This is a genomic window from Psychromonas sp., assembly GCF_047632955.1.
GTDB lineage: Bacteria > Pseudomonadota > Gammaproteobacteria > Enterobacterales > Psychromonadaceae > Psychromonas.
In genome coordinates this window covers 25,506-42,071 of the sequence record NZ_JBLIED010000003.1, presented here as the reverse complement: position 1 = coordinate 42,071, position 16,566 = coordinate 25,506, and the positions used below count along the sequence as shown (strand labels likewise).

The 16,566-nt window shown below is 41.0% G+C and carries 13 protein-coding genes and 1 pseudogene; 8 read left to right on the top strand and 6 right to left on the bottom strand.

Annotation, left to right across the window (positions count from 1 at the left end; all coding sequences use genetic code 11):
* Positions 1 to 273 precede the first annotated feature (273 nt).
* From ACJAZP_RS03425 to ACJAZP_RS03415, 3 genes are all read right to left on the bottom strand, one after another.
* Complete coding sequence (locus ACJAZP_RS03425; RefSeq protein WP_415229333.1) at positions 274 to 1,287, bottom strand: DUF2955 domain-containing protein; 1,014 nt, start codon at positions 1,285 to 1,287, stop codon at positions 274 to 276.
* Complete coding sequence (locus ACJAZP_RS03420) at positions 1,287 to 2,192, bottom strand: efflux RND transporter periplasmic adaptor subunit (protein ID WP_415229332.1); 906 nt, start codon at positions 2,190 to 2,192, stop codon at positions 1,287 to 1,289. Before ACJAZP_RS03420 ends, ACJAZP_RS03425 begins: the two co-directional genes overlap by 1 nt.
* 75 nt (positions 2,193 to 2,267) lie before the next feature.
* Complete coding sequence (locus tag ACJAZP_RS03415; RefSeq protein WP_415229331.1) at positions 2,268 to 3,689, bottom strand: coniferyl aldehyde dehydrogenase; 1,422 nt, start codon at positions 3,687 to 3,689, stop codon at positions 2,268 to 2,270.
* 164 nt (positions 3,690 to 3,853) lie between these two features.
* Here ACJAZP_RS03415 and ACJAZP_RS03410 point away from each other — a divergent pair, with 164 nt between their 5' ends.
* Positions 3,854 to 4,744 carry a LysR family transcriptional regulator gene (locus ACJAZP_RS03410; protein ID WP_415229330.1) on the top strand — a complete coding sequence of 297 codons (891 nt, stop codon included), beginning with the start codon at positions 3,854 to 3,856 and terminating at the stop codon, positions 4,742 to 4,744.
* 232 nt (positions 4,745 to 4,976) lie between these two features.
* Here the strand turns inward: ACJAZP_RS03410 and ACJAZP_RS03405 are convergent, their stop codons facing one another.
* Complete coding sequence (locus tag ACJAZP_RS03405; protein ID WP_415229329.1) at positions 4,977 to 6,878, bottom strand: fructose-specific PTS transporter subunit EIIC; 1,902 nt, start codon at positions 6,876 to 6,878, stop codon at positions 4,977 to 4,979.
* A 358-nt stretch (positions 6,879 to 7,236) separates the two neighbouring features.
* Between ACJAZP_RS03405 and ACJAZP_RS03400 the strand changes: the two genes are divergently transcribed.
* Positions 7,237 to 8,082 (top strand): helix-turn-helix transcriptional regulator, encoded by an 846-nt coding sequence (locus ACJAZP_RS03400; protein ID WP_415229328.1) that lies wholly within the window; start codon positions 7,237 to 7,239, stop codon positions 8,080 to 8,082.
* Positions 8,083 to 8,084: 2 nt separating this feature from the next.
* On the opposite strand, the gene ACJAZP_RS03395 is transcribed toward ACJAZP_RS03400, so the two are convergent.
* Both ACJAZP_RS03395 and ACJAZP_RS03390 read right to left on the bottom strand, forming a co-directional pair.
* Entirely contained in the window at positions 8,085 to 8,882 is a 798-nt protein-coding gene (locus tag ACJAZP_RS03395) for a PTS sugar transporter subunit IIA (protein WP_415229327.1), read from the bottom strand.
* A gap of 4 nt (positions 8,883 to 8,886) precedes the next feature.
* On the bottom strand, positions 8,887 to 9,189 hold the full coding sequence (locus ACJAZP_RS03390; protein WP_415229326.1) for a PTS fructose transporter subunit IIB: 303 nt from the start codon (positions 9,187 to 9,189) through the stop codon (positions 8,887 to 8,889).
* Positions 9,190 to 9,924: 735 nt separating this feature from the next.
* Between ACJAZP_RS03390 and efeO the strand changes: the two genes are divergently transcribed.
* From efeO to ACJAZP_RS03360, 6 genes and pseudogenes are all read left to right on the top strand, one after another.
* On the top strand, positions 9,925 to 10,725 hold the full coding sequence (efeO, locus tag ACJAZP_RS03385; RefSeq protein WP_415229325.1) for an iron uptake system protein EfeO: 801 nt from the start codon (positions 9,925 to 9,927) through the stop codon (positions 10,723 to 10,725).
* A 3-nt stretch (positions 10,726 to 10,728) separates the two neighbouring features.
* The gene (gene efeB, locus ACJAZP_RS03380; protein WP_415229324.1) at positions 10,729 to 11,976 is read left to right on the top strand and encodes an iron uptake transporter deferrochelatase/peroxidase subunit; all 1,248 of its coding nucleotides are present in this window, start codon (positions 10,729 to 10,731) and stop codon (positions 11,974 to 11,976) included.
* Positions 11,951 to 13,663, top strand: coding sequence for an FTR1 family iron permease (locus tag ACJAZP_RS03375; RefSeq protein WP_415229323.1), 1,713 nt, complete (start codon positions 11,951 to 11,953; stop codon positions 13,661 to 13,663). The genes efeB and ACJAZP_RS03375 overlap by 26 nt, the downstream gene beginning before the upstream one ends.
* Positions 13,664 to 13,982: 319 nt before the next feature.
* Positions 13,983 to 14,339, top strand: coding sequence for a ribosome hibernation-promoting factor, HPF/YfiA family (hpf, locus tag ACJAZP_RS03370; protein ID WP_415229322.1), 357 nt, complete (start codon positions 13,983 to 13,985; stop codon positions 14,337 to 14,339).
* A 138-nt stretch (positions 14,340 to 14,477) separates the two neighbouring features.
* Positions 14,478 to 14,654 (top strand): annotated as a pseudogene (locus ACJAZP_RS03365) (hypothetical protein); the annotation flags it as partial.
* Between the two features lie 20 nt (positions 14,655 to 14,674).
* On the top strand, positions 14,675 to 16,522 hold the full coding sequence (locus tag ACJAZP_RS03360) for a M3 family metallopeptidase (RefSeq protein WP_415229321.1): 1,848 nt from the start codon (positions 14,675 to 14,677) through the stop codon (positions 16,520 to 16,522).
* Positions 16,523 to 16,566: the final 44 nt, after the last annotated feature.

The window sequence follows — 16,566 nt, the reverse complement described above, 5'->3', positions numbered from 1 at the left end:
TAATTGTAAAACACCCAATAAAAAAACGAACACCATTGTAGGATAAATTTGCCCAGAAGCGAATATATTAAAGGCTTTAATTGCACTAAACCGCCTGCGGTAAGGTCATAACCATTATCATAAGCAATTGATTTAATATTACATTTACGTTTTCAAATCGGTCACAGTTGAAATAAAAGCGGCGCAACTAAAGGCGTTGGCATATTAAAATACACAGAATAAATACACTCATCCACGCTATAGCCCTCAACACAACGGCACTTGATGACACAATCAATTAACGGCAGCGACAACATTTGGCGGGTCATCTCGGGTGGTCGTTAACCGTTCTAACCAATAGGCGATAGTGTAAATAATTAACAATACAACAAGCAATTCAAAGGCCCGCAGAATGATTGAATTAAGTCCAAAGTTATTACCATATTGGCCAATGTAAAGTTGATATGGAATTAAAAAACCCATCAATGCATCGCTGTGAATCAGCCCTTCATTTTTATCCGGATGGTTACACCACAATAAAATGGTAAAAACCAATACGCTGGAAATAAATAAATAGGTAAATAAGTTAATTTCAGTACCTGAAAAAAATATCGCAACAATAAGGGCAAGACTGCATCCGCCCACCTGAGACAGCATTTTATTACGCGAATGAGTTTTCATCAGATCGTGTGTCGGTTGCATTGCCGATGTAATAAGTGGCACTAAACAAAATACGGCGCTAGTCACTTGGTTAATCATAATAAACGCCAGACCAACACCCACCAGCAGCAGCATTTTCAAACGATCCACCCCCCTTACCGGCATGGAAACAATAGGTGCCATCACCATCTTTTGTTTTATGGGCATAATGTGGTTGATAAAAGCGGCAACTAAAGCGGTAATAAGCGTGCTTAAAACAAGGTCTCTTACAATGTCGGGTATCGATAAGATGTATGCCGTGCTATTGGCATAGGTATCAATGAAAATGATCATAAATAGCGGCAGCGTGACCATTCTTGCTTTCAGGTTTGAATCGACTTTACGGCGCACATGGTCGAAGTACAGAATGCTGCATGTCCAAATAATAAAAGGATGCATCGCAAATACTTGGTTTACCATTACCGCCCCTAACGCTGCAAATAACGAGGGTAATATGCGTTTAATAATTTCCCAAATATGGCTCGAATCACAAGTCGTCGCAATCACGATAGAAAATAACACGATATAAACACTGACCGTTAGATGAAGCATTTTACTTAACATCAAGCACAATACGATAATCAGTGTTTTGCGAATTAACTCATACATTAATAAATATACCTTAACCAGCTTAATAGTCTCATCCAACTATCTGAAATAATTGAGCCGTCTCTGAGCATCACACTTGCGCGGCTTCCTGCAACAATTAAATTCAATTTTTGCTCTGGGATCACGCGCACCCGAATCTTCTGTTGTGGCCTAATCCAGCGCGTTTCTGAGGTTATTTCACCAAGGTATTCATGATTACTCAAGCCACTACTAATGGCTTGATCTATCGATGCGATTTTTCCTCTAAATACTTTATTGGGCAGCGCATCATAAACAATATTGACTTCCTGATCGCGTTTTAACGAACTTAGCCCTTTTTCAGTGAAATCCGCTTCAATCCATTGCTGCTCATTTTTAACCAAATGAATCACAGAGGTTAATGGCGAGGCATACATCCCCTCGGTGAAACTCAAATTAGTGACAATACTGATTTCTTTTGCTTTGACCAGCGTCCGCTCAAGATTAAGTTGCGCCATTTTCAGGCTGGCTTGCGCTGATAAATACTCGGCATAGGCTATCGTTTCATCTGATTGTGCACCATCAAGTGCTTCTTTACTGACGGATGATCCTTTACGTAATGATTTAATACGTGTTAAATATTTTTGCGCCTGAGTCCAACGACTTTTCATCTGTACAACGGCAGCTTGTGATTTTTGCTTTTCAATCTGATAGGGTTGCGGATCAATTTGAAACAGTGCTGTCCCCGGTGCAACGGTCTCACCTTCATGAACAAACAGCGCCTGGATATAGCCCTTCACTTCCGGCACAACATTCACCGAGGTGGTTTTAACTGTTGCTTGGGTGGTGAACGGCAAAACATTATCGCTGTAAATAAGGAATGCACTAAACCCGAATGCAATCACCAGCGTGACTGTGGTTATATATGCATAGACATCACGTTTCATTTATTATGTACCCTATTTTCAATAACTTATAAACCCCTGATTTAGAGTATAAAACAGGGGTAACTTAAGGTTTAATTAACCTTTTAACAGGGCTTCGAGCGCGCTTTGTTTGTCAGCATAAGGTGCTCTTAAACGTGACGTTTCTGCGCTAGTTGCACTTTGAATAACAACGGGTTTAGCATGAGAAAATTGCTTAAAACCATGCTCTCCGTGATAGGCGCCCATGCCTGAATGACCAACACCGCCAAAGGGCAGATCATCAATGCTGACATGGGTCATCACATCATTAATGACCAAACCACCGGAGGTTGTATGATCGGCAAAATGTTGCTGATTTTCTGGGTTATTACCAAAATAATATGCAGCTAATGGTCGTGCATTGGCATTGATGTAGGCAATAGCATCGAGACGATCCGTATAGGTTTTAATCGGCAATAGCGGTCCAAAGATTTCCTCCTGCATAATCGCCATCTGATCATTCACACCAATCACCAAATGGGGTGCGATAGTGCGGGTGAGCGCATCGTAAGGTGCTTCTTCCGCAGGCGCTAAACTGATAATTTGTGCGCCTTTGTCTTCGGCATCTTTTAATAAGCTAATTAAACGTTGGTAATGTTTATCATTGATGATGCTGGTGTAATCCGGATTATCAGCAATAGACGGAAAGGCTTGACTAACAAAGTGTTTCGAAGCTTCAACAAAACCGGATAATTTATCTTCTGGCAGCAGTACATAGTCCGGGGAGAGACAAATTTGCCCGACATTAAAAGTTTTTACCGTTAAGGTTTTTTCTACAGCGTCAGTAATATCCGCATCGCTATCAATCATTACCGGCGATTTTCCCCCTAACTCAAGAGTGACGGGGACCAGGTTTTCTGCTGCGGCGCGCATAACATGTTTACCAACGGCGCTACTGCCGGTGAAAATCAGATGATCAAAAGGTAACGCACTAAAGGCTTGGCCGACTTCTGCGTCTCCTAAAACAACTTCAAGTTCATCGGTGCCAAAGCTCGCGCCCACCAGCTCAGCTAATAATTCAGAGGTGCGTGGTGTCAGCTCCGATGGTTTTAACATTGCGGTGTTACCGGCAGCAAACACGCCAGCAAGCGGACCAAAAGCCAGGTTGATCGGGAAGTTCCATGGGCTGATGATACCGACCACACCAAGAGGCTGATGTTGAATACGCGTTTGCATACCAGGCTCGGGAGCATCAATCAGGGTTGCTTTCATCCATTCTGGCAGGTTCTCAAGTGCATGCTGCAACATCTTCATCGTAGTGCCCAGATCGGCGACCTGTGATTGGTATGAACTACGATGTCCAAAATCGTCATTCATTGCCTTAGTGAGTCTTTGATAGTTGTTGCGGATTAAATTAATACTACGCAGTAAGCGATCTTGACGAAGTTTAACATCGGCAGGACCATGGGTTAAATGCGCGCGTTTCATGGTTTGTAATACTTGCTGTAATGCTACATGCGAATTTGATGATTCCATCATAATAATCAATCCTTAACCTAAAAGTGTTTAACCTTGTGCTTTTGATTATTTGGCATATTGGGTTAGTGCGTTGATAGTAATAAAAGTGGTGCTCTGCTGCCAACAATGTTATTTTCGTAGGGGTATAAATAAATTTATGGGCACCTAATTAACTGAGGTTTATCATGTCACTTGTTCGTCTGCGCACTTTTATCGAAGTCTATCGTCAACGCTCCATCAGCAGCGCGTCTCGCATGCTCAATCTTACCCAGCCTGCTGTCTCCCAACACATCGCCGGATTAGAAGTCGCTATTGGTCGTCCTTTATTTGAAAGGTTAGCAACAGGTGTCACCCCGACTGCCGCAGCTGATGAATTGGCGCTTGATATCGGAGATAAATTAGATTTAGCAGAAGCCGCTTTAGCCTCAGCAAGAGCAAGGTCGATGGATGTTGCCGGTGTCTTGCAGTTTGTTGGCCATGCGGACTTTATTTCGGAGGTCTTATCGGAACAACTTTTACCGCTCCTCGAAGCGGGAATACGCGTTAGAATGCATACCGGTGATGGCCCCTTCGTCAATAACATGCTCATTGAGGGGCATTGTGACCTTGGCATTTCAGCTCATCCGGTTATCGACAGCCGCTTAAAAAGTGAAAGAATCATGACCAGTCGCGCCTTACCCGTTGCATCTCCTGATGTTGCACAACGGATTATCGAGGCGAAAGATTTGACCTTAGCGCTAACAACAGAGCCGATGCTCGCTTACAATTTAGAACTCTCACTGATTAATAATTGGATAATAAAAAATAAATTAAAAAGTGAACGCTTAATCCCGGCTGTTGTTAGTCAGGACTTAAGGGCGCAACGAAAACTGCTTATTCAAGGTTTTGGTTGGTCTGTCTTACCCGAATTTTTGTGCAGAGAACAAATTAAAAACAATGAACTGGTTGAAATCCCCTCTCCCGTTGGCACCTGTGAACTTCATTATTATCTGATTTGGGCACCAAGCGCACTTCGTCAGTTTCGGGTTGCTCATGCCAGACAAACGCTGCTACAAGGTTTAAAAGATCACCGATAAGTCCTACACATGATTCTCATGGCACACTTAATTAGCTTCTTGCACGGTAACTCTTCTTTTGTTCCTGCTGCGATGTTCTGACGTGTTTAATCAACTCACACCTTGCAGTTAATTCAAAATAAACTTTAGTTAGAAAGTTAACTATTTTAGTTGCTCTTCGCTAATTAATAGAAAGCTCCCTTTGGTAAAAGGGAGCTTGAGTCTTAAGTGTATTAATTACTTTAAATTTACGTTAGGCCAATGCAGCTTCAGCTCTTGATTGACGCATTTTTTTAAGTGTTAGACAAACCATTGCTGTTACCACTGCACCTGCTGCCATACAGAACAACGCAAGAGCAGGTTTATTCATCGCACCTAACAGCGCAACGATCGGGCCACCGTGAGCAACACTATTAGTGATACCGAATGAAAATGCCATCACGGCTGCAACCATAGAGCCGAGTACATTTGCCGGAATAACCGAGAGTGGATCCTGCGCTGCAAATGGGATCGCACCTTCGGAAATACCCACCAAACCCATTGCACCGGCTGCTTTACCTGCTTCAATCTCTGATGCTTCGAAGAGGTTAAATTTACGACCAAGTACCGTTGCCAGCCCCATACCTAATGGTGCAACTGGGATTGCACAAGCCATTGCCCCCATAAATTGAGTTTGACCACTTGCAATCATGCCCACAGAGAAGAGGAATGCCACTTTGTTAAACGGCCCGCCCATATCAAAGCCTGCCATACCACCAAGCACAATACCCAGAAGCACAACATTCCCGGTACTCATGTTAGTGAGTAGTGCATTCATGTTGTCCATTAAGCTTGCGATTGGCGCGCCAATAACAAAGATAAATAGAACAGAGATAAACAGTGAGCCGGCAATGGGGGCAATCATAATAGGAACAAGGGGTTGAAGAAACTTGTGCCAATTAATATTGACCAGCCATTTAACAAAGTAACCGACTAAAAGACCCGCAACAATAGCACCGATAAAACCGGTTCCTGCATCTGCATCGTAGAAAGAGCCGTTATTTGCAATCCAGCCTCCGATTAAACCCGGCGCTAAACCCGGGCGATCGGCAATCGCATAAGCGATGTAACCGGCCAAGATTGGAATCATTAGTGTAAAGGCGACAACACCGACATCAAGCACCTTGTTCCACAGACTTCCCGCGGGAATAGCCATTCCGGCTTCTGTTGGTTCACCGCCAATGGCAAGTGCTAGTGCGATTAAAAGACCACCCGTTACAACAAAGGGGATCATATGCGATACCCCGTTCATCAGGTAACGGTAAAGATTTGTGCGGGTTTGCGATACTTTACTCTCCGTAGATGAAGAAGCCTTATTCTCTGACTTGTATATCGGTGCAGTTAGCGCTTTATTAATTAACCCTTTGGCATCTGTGATCGGCGCTTTTACACCCGTTTCGATCAATCTTTTCCCTTCGAACCTATCCATATCAACCTGTTTATCAGAGGCGACGATAATGGCATCGGCACGTTCAATCTCTTCAGCTGTAGGACTACTCTTAACACCAATGGAACCATTGGTTTCCACTTTGATTTTGTAACCTAATTGTGCGGCACCTTTTTCAAGCGCTTCTGCCGCAAGGTAAGTATGGGCAACACCCGTAGGGCAGCCCGTAACACCAATAATAAACCCTTTGTTGGGCGCAGTAGAAACTTTGGTTGGCGCTACTTTTTCAAGCAGAATTTCCAGCGCCTGCGCCGGGGTTTTAGCAATTAGAAATTTATCAATGAAGCCTTCTTCAATCAATTTTGAAGAAAGCTCTGCTAACACGTCAATGTGTTGATTCGAGGTATTATCTGGAGAGGCAATCATAAAAAATAGTTTTGATGGTTTTCCATCTTCAGCGCCGTAGTCAACCCCCGCTTTACTTACGCCAATGGCAACCGCCGGTTTTATTACGGCAGTACTTTTTGCGTGCGGTAGTGCCACTCCTTCTTCAAAACCGGTATTGCCCAACTCTTCACGGGCTTGAACATCAGCAAGAAATTGTGCTTTATTGCTGATCCGCCCTTCAGTATCTAGTGCATCAATTAATTCTACAAAAACATCTTGTTTGGTTGTGCCTTTAAGATCAAGGCGAATCAAATTTTCATTGATTAAATCAGTGATCATCATAATGTTATCTCCATTGTCTGCTCATAGGTGTTATCTCTTTTGCTTAGTAATATTGTCGTCTAGAGTTAAGGGGAGCGACAGTGTATAAGAAAGACATTTACTGGAATATTGTAACTACATTGTTTGAGTGTGATCTTGCGCATAATTGATATTTTATTTTCAAACCGATTTGATCTGCATTTTATTACATTAAATCAATCATTTACGTATTCATCAATAATTTACCATGTGTCAATCAAGCATAAAGATAAATATTATCTTTTACCTTTCTGGATTTAAGTGATGTAGTAAGGGTGAAAAAAGATGATAATATTCACTTTTTTGGCATAACGTCTGCTATTACTAAAAGGAATTTTCAATGGATAATGTTTTTCATGATTTACTTGAAATACTACTTTCCGAGAGAGAAAACATTAACCGGATTTGGTTTGCAGGCAATAATCTCACCCCGCCACTGTTTAGTTACCAGGTTAACTTTGCTCGTTTAGAGTTGGTGATTAGCGGTGAGTATGTCAATCAGATAGAAGATCCTGACCAGGGGATCGTTGATATCAAAGTGCTTGCCGGCGATGCGCTTTATATTGCGCCTAACTGCTGGAATAAACCCGATTGGAATACCGACTGTTCGGTATTGAGCTTACTGTTTGGCCGCAGACAGTTAGGTTTTAGCCTGGTAGATAAAAGGAAAGGAGAAGCAGGTTTTCTGGATGTACGTAAGCACAGTATTCAAACTAGAACAGGTCATGCAATTGATCATATACTGGAAGCGCTGAATGCGCTTGCCAGTGAATCACGTAAAAGTCCAATGGATGAATATTTGTTATTTGCATTAATGAGTTATAGCCAGTCAATGATTGCAGATCCCGCTCACACTGCAAAAAAACGCAGTGAAGATTTGTATCAGGGAATTTGCATTTATATTCAGGAACACTTCCACTGTGCGATTACTCGTTCAAGCATTGCCACCCGTTTTAATATTTCCCCCAATCATCTATCGCGAATGTTTCGCCATCAGGGTCATATGACACTTGCGGATTATATTAGCTGGGTGCGAATAGACAGGGCAAAATTTATGCTCAAAAAATATCCATTCCGGCTGAACGAAGTTGCCACTCGCTGCGGTTTTCAGGATGTGAACTATTTCTTTCGAGTTTTTAAAAACAAAACGGGCCATACTCCAAGTGAATACCGAAGTATGTCTTAATGTTATAACGTTCTGTTATTTCTGGCCATAATATGAAGAACAATGGCTTTAATAGCTTCAGGCTCAATCGTACTGGTTAAAAAGTTACAGTTAACGGGATCCAGCAGCGCGCGTGAAATTTGAGTGAATGCTTTCACCACCTTCAGGCTTGCTGGTGCCGGAATTAACATGGCGATAATAAGCGTTATCTTGCCGCGGTTGCAATGCCAATCGACAGGTTTATCTAACCGCAACACCACTATTGCGGGTTTCGTTATACCTTCAATCATGATGTGGGGAATAGCGATACCATTACCGATGCCCGTCGATGATATTTTTTCTCTTTTGAGCATCGCTGCCAACAGGGATTGGGCCATTACTTTGTTAAAAATCGTGCTGATTTTCGACATTAAAATGCTTTTCCCAATGTCATCGTCAACCTCTATGGCTTCAAAATAATAATTGAGTGAAAATGGAAGATGAAAGGTAGGGTGATTTTTAATTATTGAATTACTGTAGTTTTCACTGCGCTTATGGGAGGTGTTAACGATTTCAAACTGATCGGCAATAAAGTCGGTAAGTACCATACAGGCAAGTTCTGCATCAGAGCCTTCGATCCAAAGTTGGCAGAGATCATTTTCCTTACAACCAAGGCTCATCACTTTCAGAGAGTGTTCGCTATTACTGGCTTCTGTTGTGGTGATATTTTGTAATATAATAACCGAGCGAAAATAGCCAGCAAGAGTTTTTAAGCGGGTTAATTTCCATACAGCAAAACCGTCATCACCTATAACAAATGTAATGCGCCGCTCTATTATCATTCAGTTATAGCCGCAAACAGTCTGCTAAAACACTGTTTGCATCGGTTAATACTTGTTCAATAGTGACATGGCGAATTTTACTGCCGGCAAAACGCGCACGCTGTTCAATTTCAATATCAGATGCAATTAAAACCATATCTGCATGGCTGATATCAACAGAATTTAACTGATCTTCAATGCCCATAGCACCTTGAGTTTCAACTTTTATTTGAATTTTCATTTTTTGCGCTTCTTTACGCAAAGCATCGGCTGCCATATAGGTATGTGCGATGCCTGTTGGACAAGCTGTGACTGCAACAATTTTCATTTCTAGGACACTTCTGCGAATTATTATTTATTGAAGGATATTCTATCGTAAAAACGCTATTTATCTTAATAATGAAACGAAAAATAAGTGTCTAATGTGATCAACGATATTATTAAAACAGTCTCTATCAGTCACATTAAGTAGAAACCCTAAAGCAACAGCTAGTCCACTGTTTCGACTGTGTATATCTCAACCTATTTAGCGATCAAGCAACCCATTTTTATTGAAAAATTAGAGATTCTTTTATTACTCATTAAGACAATTTGTTATGGCTGATCAAAAGCATAAATTGAACGATTTTTTCAATCAATTAATTTCTGAATAACGAAAAATTAGGAATGTCGCGGTTTTAAAGCAGCAGAAGAAGCTTGATATCAATCAGTCGGAGCATCACTTTCTATCCTTGAAGAGTTGAGCCAGCGTTAGCAATTTACTGCTAGCTAATTGGTGTCATTTTCTGGCTAAATATCCACCGTATTTACTTAGTGCCCGCGAGGTGCCTACCGTCACTTTAATTTAATTAGCAAATTCTGTGCTGACTATCACCAGGGAAAAAACTTACAAAAATAATTTTAAATAATTGATATTAAATAATAAAATTTAAAAACCCGCTTTAACAACAGCGTTAAAAACCCACCAGCACTTAATAAATAAAAGCATTGACAGAATCTTTTATGACGATAGACTGCACACCTTAATGATAATGATTACTATTAACAACAAGAAGGGACTACTATGCGCTTTAAAAAAACTTCACTGGCTTTGACTTTGCTTGCCGCTTTATCCATGACAAATACAGTTCAAGCCGTGACCAATGTTGACAGCGAGTTACAGCAATATAAAACCTTTGCTGTCAATAAAATTGACGCCCTTGTTATTCAAACTCAACAATTCGTTGATTACCTTGACCAGGGAAAAATAGCAGAAGCAAAAGCGCTTTATCCCCTTGTTCGTATGAACTTTGAAACCGCCGAGCCCATCGCTGAAAGTTTTGGTGATTTAGATCCGCGTATTGATTCGCGTAAAGCAGACCTTGAACCGGGTGAAAATTGGACTGGTTTTCATCCCATTGAAGAAATTCTTTGGGTACACAATACAACGGATGGCACTGAAAAATATACGGCACAGTTAATGTCCGATGTGAAAGAACTGCGCGCAAAAGTTGCCACTGTTGAGGTAACACCCGAGTTAATGGTACAGGGTGCGGTCGATTTACTTAATGAAGTCTCAACCAGTAAAATTTCTGGTGAAGAAGAAATATTTTCCCATACCGATCTTTACGATTTTCAAGGCAATATTGATGGCGCAGAAAAGATTTTCGTTATTTTCCGCCCTAAGCTAGCGGCAAAAAATGCCGACTTAGTCAAAACCCTTGATAACCGTTTTGCAGCAGTAAACCAATTACTTGCGGCACAAAAAATCAATGGCAAGTTCAAGTATTACACCGAGCTAACCGACCAGGATATTGCCGGTTTAGCGGAAGCGGTTAATAAACTGGGCGAACCTCTCGCGCAAATGGGAATTATTCTGGAGTAATCTATGACAAGTAAACGACAAACCAATGCGGTTGATAATTGTTTAAGCTTATCGCGTCGTCGCTTGCTAAAAGGAGCTGCCATTGGCGGCTCTTCACTTTTTTTAGGGAAAGCACTAGCAGCAACATCGACGGACCAAGAAATAACAACGACCACCAATACATACGCTGCGGGACAAATTCCTTTTTACGGCAAGCATCAAGCCGGAATCACAACACCAGCGCAACGCAATGCATACCTTATTGTCCTTAAGTTAGATAACTCTGATAGGCAGGCCGTTATTAAGCTTTTCAAAGAATGGACAAGACAAGCAGCTTTACTTACTCAAGGTCAAAATATTGATTCTTACAGTACAAACAAATTTCTTCCCCCTACAGACACCGGTGAGGCCGATAATTTAAACGCTTATAATTTAACCCTAACCTTTGGTGTTTCACCCTCTTTTCTAGAAAAATTGGGGCTTCAAGACAAAGCACCTAAAGAATTCAAACCGCTGCCTCACTTTCCTCGCGATCAGCTGCAGGCACAATACACGGGGGGTGATCTTTGCATTCAATCCTGTGCAGATGATCCTCAGGTGGCTTTCCATGCTGTCAGACAATTAATTCGTTATGCACGTACTTCAATGGTCTCTATGTTGTGGTCACAAAGTGGCTTCAATGCGCAAGACAGTAAAGATGAAACACCACGAAACCTGTTTGCTTTTAAAGATGGAACAGCAAATAAATTAACCTTATCCACGCCTGAAGAATATATTTGGGTTGATAACCAAGATTGGATGAAAAACGGTAGTTACATGGCCGTTCGCCGTATTCAAATGCATCTGGAAACCTGGGATCGAACTAGCTCTGGTGAACAAGACAATACCTTTGGACGCCATAAAAAACATGGTCAGCCAATGGGTCAAAAAAATGAGTTTGATAAGGTTGATAGTTCTTTAACCAAAGAAAATGGAGAACCGGTCATGCCTGTCGATTCTCATACACACCTTGCGCATAATACGGGTGTGCAATTGCTGCGTCGTTCTTACTCATATGCAGATGGTATTGACCCGCGCACCAGCCAGTATGATGCCGGTTTATTATTTATTTCTTTCCAGAAATCACCACAGCAGTTCATTACAGTACAAAATGCCTTTGGCAACGTCGATAAAATGAATGAATATATTACCCATGTCGGTAGCGGTCTTTTTGCCTGCTTCGGCGGTGTCAAAGAGGGAGAATACCTTGGACAAGCATTACTCGAAGGTTAGTTTTTATCGCCTTGCGAAAACCGTTACTTTTTGTTTTTTTATTGTTTTTAGCGGTGCATCTATTGGCGCTGAAAAAATAAATTTTTCACCGGCTTACATTAAGCTTTCCGATGCTATTGGCGCAACAAAAAGCAGCCAACAGGAAGTTGCTAAAAATAATTTACAGGAAATGGCTAACTATTTAAATGGTTTAAATATTGCTCAAACAGCCAATAAACAAGTCGTTTTTAGTGCACTAGAAACGGCTAAGAAAAATCCTTCAGTGGATAATTTAACGGCCTTATCTTCAGCTTTAATCAAACTTGAAAAGTACGTTAATCCCGTTGATTACAAGAGCATGCGTAAGCAGTTTATTAAACGGGTAATGCCAACTTTCAATGCGATGGCAGAGGCGGTAAATGATAAAGACATGGATGCGCTGCAAACAACCTTTCGCATATTCAACCGCGCCTGGGCTAAAAGGGAGCGTGTTGTTCACGAAACCAGTATGGGCCACTATGGCAGAATAGAAACGGCCCTTGCTCTGTTAAATGTTGCCAAAGCGAGAACAGCACTATCATGGGATGAAATTGCCTTACAAAGTAACCGCTTAGGTGAAACGCTGAGGAGTTTTAATAATGGCGAAATCATTGCTACCAGTAACAGTGATATGGGTTTAAGTGAAGGTATAACATTATTAAATACCGCATTAAGTGATTACCAACAGCAAAACAGTCCGGCAGGTAATCAACACTTACTTACCTTCATAAAAAATTGGCCGGTATTTGAAAATGAAGTCAGTACCCGTTCGCCTGGCTTATATACACAAGTTGAAAGTCACCTGCCTTTGATTATTGCCGCTGACGGCAACACTAAAAGCCAAGTAAAATTAGCACAATTGATCACCCATTTGTCAGCGTTAAATCCCGGCGCAAATTATACCGCTATGGATGCGGCGCTAATTTTACTGCGTGAAGGTTTAGAAGCATTGCTTATCGTGATTGCTTTATTCTCGGCAATGAAAGCAACGCAGCAAAAAAGTGGTCAACGTTGGATTATCGGTGGTGCAGCATTAGGGTTAGTGGCCAGTTTATTAATGGCATGGGGATTAGTACGCTTTTTACCCTCGAACCTCGCCGGAAGCACTCGAGAAATGCTTGAAGGGATAGTTGGCATTGTTGCCGTGATCATGATGCTCTTTGTCGGACTGTGGTTGCACAGTAAATCTTCCGTCGTTGCCTGGAGTAAATTTCTACAAAAGCATACTGCATCGGCAGTAACCGCGGGAAGTTTATTGTCACTTGCCACCTTAAGCTTTCTGGCTGTATTTCGTGAAGGCGCTGAAACGGTACTCTTTTATGCGGGAATTTTACCTAAAATAGCACTGAGCCAATTCTTTCTCGGTATTATCATTGCGTTGCTGATTTTGGCATTAATTGCCATTATCATTTTAAAAACTACGGTTAAATTTTCCATTCCAGTGCTCTTTAAAGTATTTACCTGGTTGATTTACTTCCTTGGATTTAAGATGCTGGGTGTGAGTATTCATGCATTGCAGCTAACCGGCGATAGCAGTATTCATGTGCTTGATTTTTTACCGACAATTAACTTTATTGGTTTTTATCCAACCACCGAAACAGTCGTTGCCCACTCTGTTTTTGTCTTTATTGTTTTTGCCTCTATTTCCTGGCAAAACAAAAAACAGTAAATAACAACATCAAAGGGGAACATCTATCTCCCCTTTGTTTAAACAGTCACAATCAACCACAATTAACCAAGTATTCAATTAAGTAATCAACCAAGTATTCAATTAAGCAATCAACCAAAAATCAACTAAGTCAGCGGTTTTTATCACGCCAATAATCTTGGGTGCCCATGTTGATTCTATTGACCTATACACGTGTAAGACAATCAACTGTTACATGTCAAATTATGTAAACTTGCATTTGTACATCGCGTGTATTTATGTAAATATACAGAGGTGATACGCGATTAATTTGGCAAGTAAATTTTTTTAAGGACAATCTATGAAAATAAATATTTCTGGTCACCATGTTGATGTTACTGATGGCATCAAAGAGCATTTAGAAGCAAAATTCGCTAAAATAGCGACCCATTTCCCTACACTTCTCTCGCTAGATATCATCATTTCCAAAGAGCACGGTGAGTATGATGTTGAAATTCGCACCAATTATGAAGGAACCAGCATTGCCGCTAAAGGTAGTGATTCGGTCATGTACCCCGCTATTACGAGTGCCGCTAAAAAATTAGATACCGTATTAAAGCACCGCAAAGGTCAATTAAAAGCAGATTTACATGAAAAGCCAGATGTGACTGAACCTGAAACTGCTGAAGAAACAGAAGAAGAACTTAAATTAAATTAACCCTACTCGTTAATTAACTACCCCAAAACGCAGCCCAGGCTGCGTTTTTTGTTTGGGTGCTATAAACGATTCAAGTTAGATGTCACCCATTTTTATACCAATAATCATGGGCGGCCATGTTAATTAGTTGAGGAGGGTTACGTGAAAGAAATCTATGCTAATCCGAAAAATAATTATACTAAACGTTTATTGAAAGCCATTCCAATTATGCATCCAAGCCAACGAAAAAGAGATTATCAGCGAACACCTGATAAGACTTTCCTTCAAGTAAATATCAAAGAAAACCATACCTATAAAAGCATGGTTTTCTTTTAAAGTTAAGAGCAAATTGTTCTATGAAATCAACAGATTACCTAAATAATTTAAACCAAACCTATTTAACCGTTCACCGAAAAAAAGAAGACTTTTTTTGGGAAACTTATATGGGGTTAAGCGATGACCATGCAGGCTCAACAGCAGCCGAAGCAAATTGGATTAACTACCTAAGCGAGTCTTCAAAAATCGGTGAAATTGAAGCACATATTGAATTGACTGAAGAGATACAAGACCAACAAGAAAAGCAGAAAACCATTTCAGGCCTTAAGGGTTGGTTAGCCATGTTCCGTGCGCATGCCATGGAATCAGATCAAGCTAAGCAGCAAAAACAAGGGCTTATTGAATTTGAATCGACATTGTTTGAGAAAAAGCAAAAGTATGTAATGACCTACTCCGATGAAAAAGGACAAACTTGCGAAGGGTCTTTACCTGTTTTAAGTTCAGTGATCCGTTCAAGTGATCATCAAGCAACTCGACAATCAGCGCATGCCGCATTATTAGAGTTGGAGCAATGGATACTTCAAAATGGTTTTATCGAGTTAGTTAAAAAAAGAAATGCCTTTGCTCGTTCCTTAGGCCACGACAATTTTTTTGATTATTCCGTTCTAAAAACGGAACATATGACCAGTGAAACGCTATTTTCAATTTTAGATGAATTTGAAAAACAAACTGCCGATGTGAACCAAGCAAGCCTTGATAACCTCAAAAAAGAAAAAGGTGATCAAGCCTTAGCGGCCTACAATTTTTCTTACTCTTTTGCTGGCGATGTGATGCGAGAGTTAGATCAATATGTGCCATTTTCTAAATCATTAAAGCGTTGGGTTGAGTCTTTTGGACGTTTAAATATTCAATACTCTGGTGCTGAGTTGACCCTTGATTTATTAGATCGTAAAGGTAAATACCCAAATGGTTTCTGTCATGGTCCTATTCCTTCATATTATGACCAGGGTAAATGGGTTGCTGCAAAGGTTAACTTTACCAGTAATGCAAAACCCGATCAGATGGGCAGTGGCTATGACGGCATTAATACATTGTTCCATGAAGGTGGGCACGCAGCGCATTTCTCTAACGTAAAAATGAATTCACCTTGTTTCTCAATGGAATTCGCGCCAACTTCAATGGCGTATGCTGAAACTCAATCTATGTTCTGCGATAGCTTACTAACCGATGCGGATTGGTTAAAAAGCTATGCGCTTGATGATCAAGGCGAAGTGGTCCCTGACAGCGTGATCCAATCGATGATCAATAGTAAACAGCCTTTCAAAGCCTATGGAGAACGCAGTATTCTGGTAGTGCCTTACTTTGAGCGTGCTTTATATGCACTAGCGGATGATCAATTAACAGCAGAACGTATCACTGAATTGGCTCGTTTCACTGAGAAGAAAATATTAGGATTAGCATGTAGTCCTCGACCTATGTTAGCAATCCCGCACTTATTATCAGATGAATCCGCTTGTTCTTATCAAGGATATTTATTAGCGCATATGGCTGTTTATCAAACTAGATCTTACTTTATGGAAAAACTGGGTTACCTAACAGACAATCCTAAAATTGGGCCGCTATTAGCAGAGCATTACTGGAATAAAGGCAATAGCGTTAACCATAATGATGGTATCAAATCGCTGACTGGTGAAGGATTTAATCCGAAATATCTGGCCGATGCCTGTAATTTGACCGCACAACAGGCTTGGCAAGAACAGCAAAGCAAAATTGCCGCGTTAGCGATAAGGGAGACTGCGCCGATCCACTCTTTGAATGCGACGATAAAAATCGTTGATGGTGCAACGGTGCTTGCCGGTAATCAGGAGTCGGATGAAAAAATGTGTCAGGATTTTGAGGATTATATTGTTGCACGATATGGCCGCTGATCTGCAACTGAGACTTGAGCAATAGGCTGCAGAGTAAGTACTAA

Coding starts and splice junctions, on each gene's coding strand:
- ACJAZP_RS03425 (WP_415229333.1), bottom strand. CDS start 1,287: ATGTATGAGTTAATTCGCAAAACACTGATTATCGTATTGTGCTTGATG.
- ACJAZP_RS03420 (WP_415229332.1), bottom strand. CDS start 2,192: ATGAAACGTGATGTCTATGCATATATAACCACAGTCACGCTGGTGATT.
- ACJAZP_RS03415 (WP_415229331.1), bottom strand. CDS start 3,689: ATGATGGAATCATCAAATTCGCATGTAGCATTACAGCAAGTATTACAA.
- ACJAZP_RS03410 (WP_415229330.1), top strand. CDS start 3,854: ATGTCACTTGTTCGTCTGCGCACTTTTATCGAAGTCTATCGTCAACGC.
- ACJAZP_RS03405 (WP_415229329.1), bottom strand. CDS start 6,878: ATGATGATCACTGATTTAATCAATGAAAATTTGATTCGCCTTGATCTT.
- ACJAZP_RS03400 (WP_415229328.1), top strand. CDS start 7,237: ATGGATAATGTTTTTCATGATTTACTTGAAATACTACTTTCCGAGAGA.
- ACJAZP_RS03395 (WP_415229327.1), bottom strand. CDS start 8,882: ATGATAATAGAGCGGCGCATTACATTTGTTATAGGTGATGACGGTTTT.
- ACJAZP_RS03390 (WP_415229326.1), bottom strand. CDS start 9,189: ATGAAAATTGTTGCAGTCACAGCTTGTCCAACAGGCATCGCACATACC.
- efeO (WP_415229325.1), top strand. CDS start 9,925: ATGCGCTTTAAAAAAACTTCACTGGCTTTGACTTTGCTTGCCGCTTTA.
- efeB (WP_415229324.1), top strand. CDS start 10,729: ATGACAAGTAAACGACAAACCAATGCGGTTGATAATTGTTTAAGCTTA.
- hpf (WP_415229322.1), top strand. CDS start 13,983: ATGAAAATAAATATTTCTGGTCACCATGTTGATGTTACTGATGGCATC.
- ACJAZP_RS03360 (WP_415229321.1), top strand. CDS start 14,675: ATGAAATCAACAGATTACCTAAATAATTTAAACCAAACCTATTTAACC.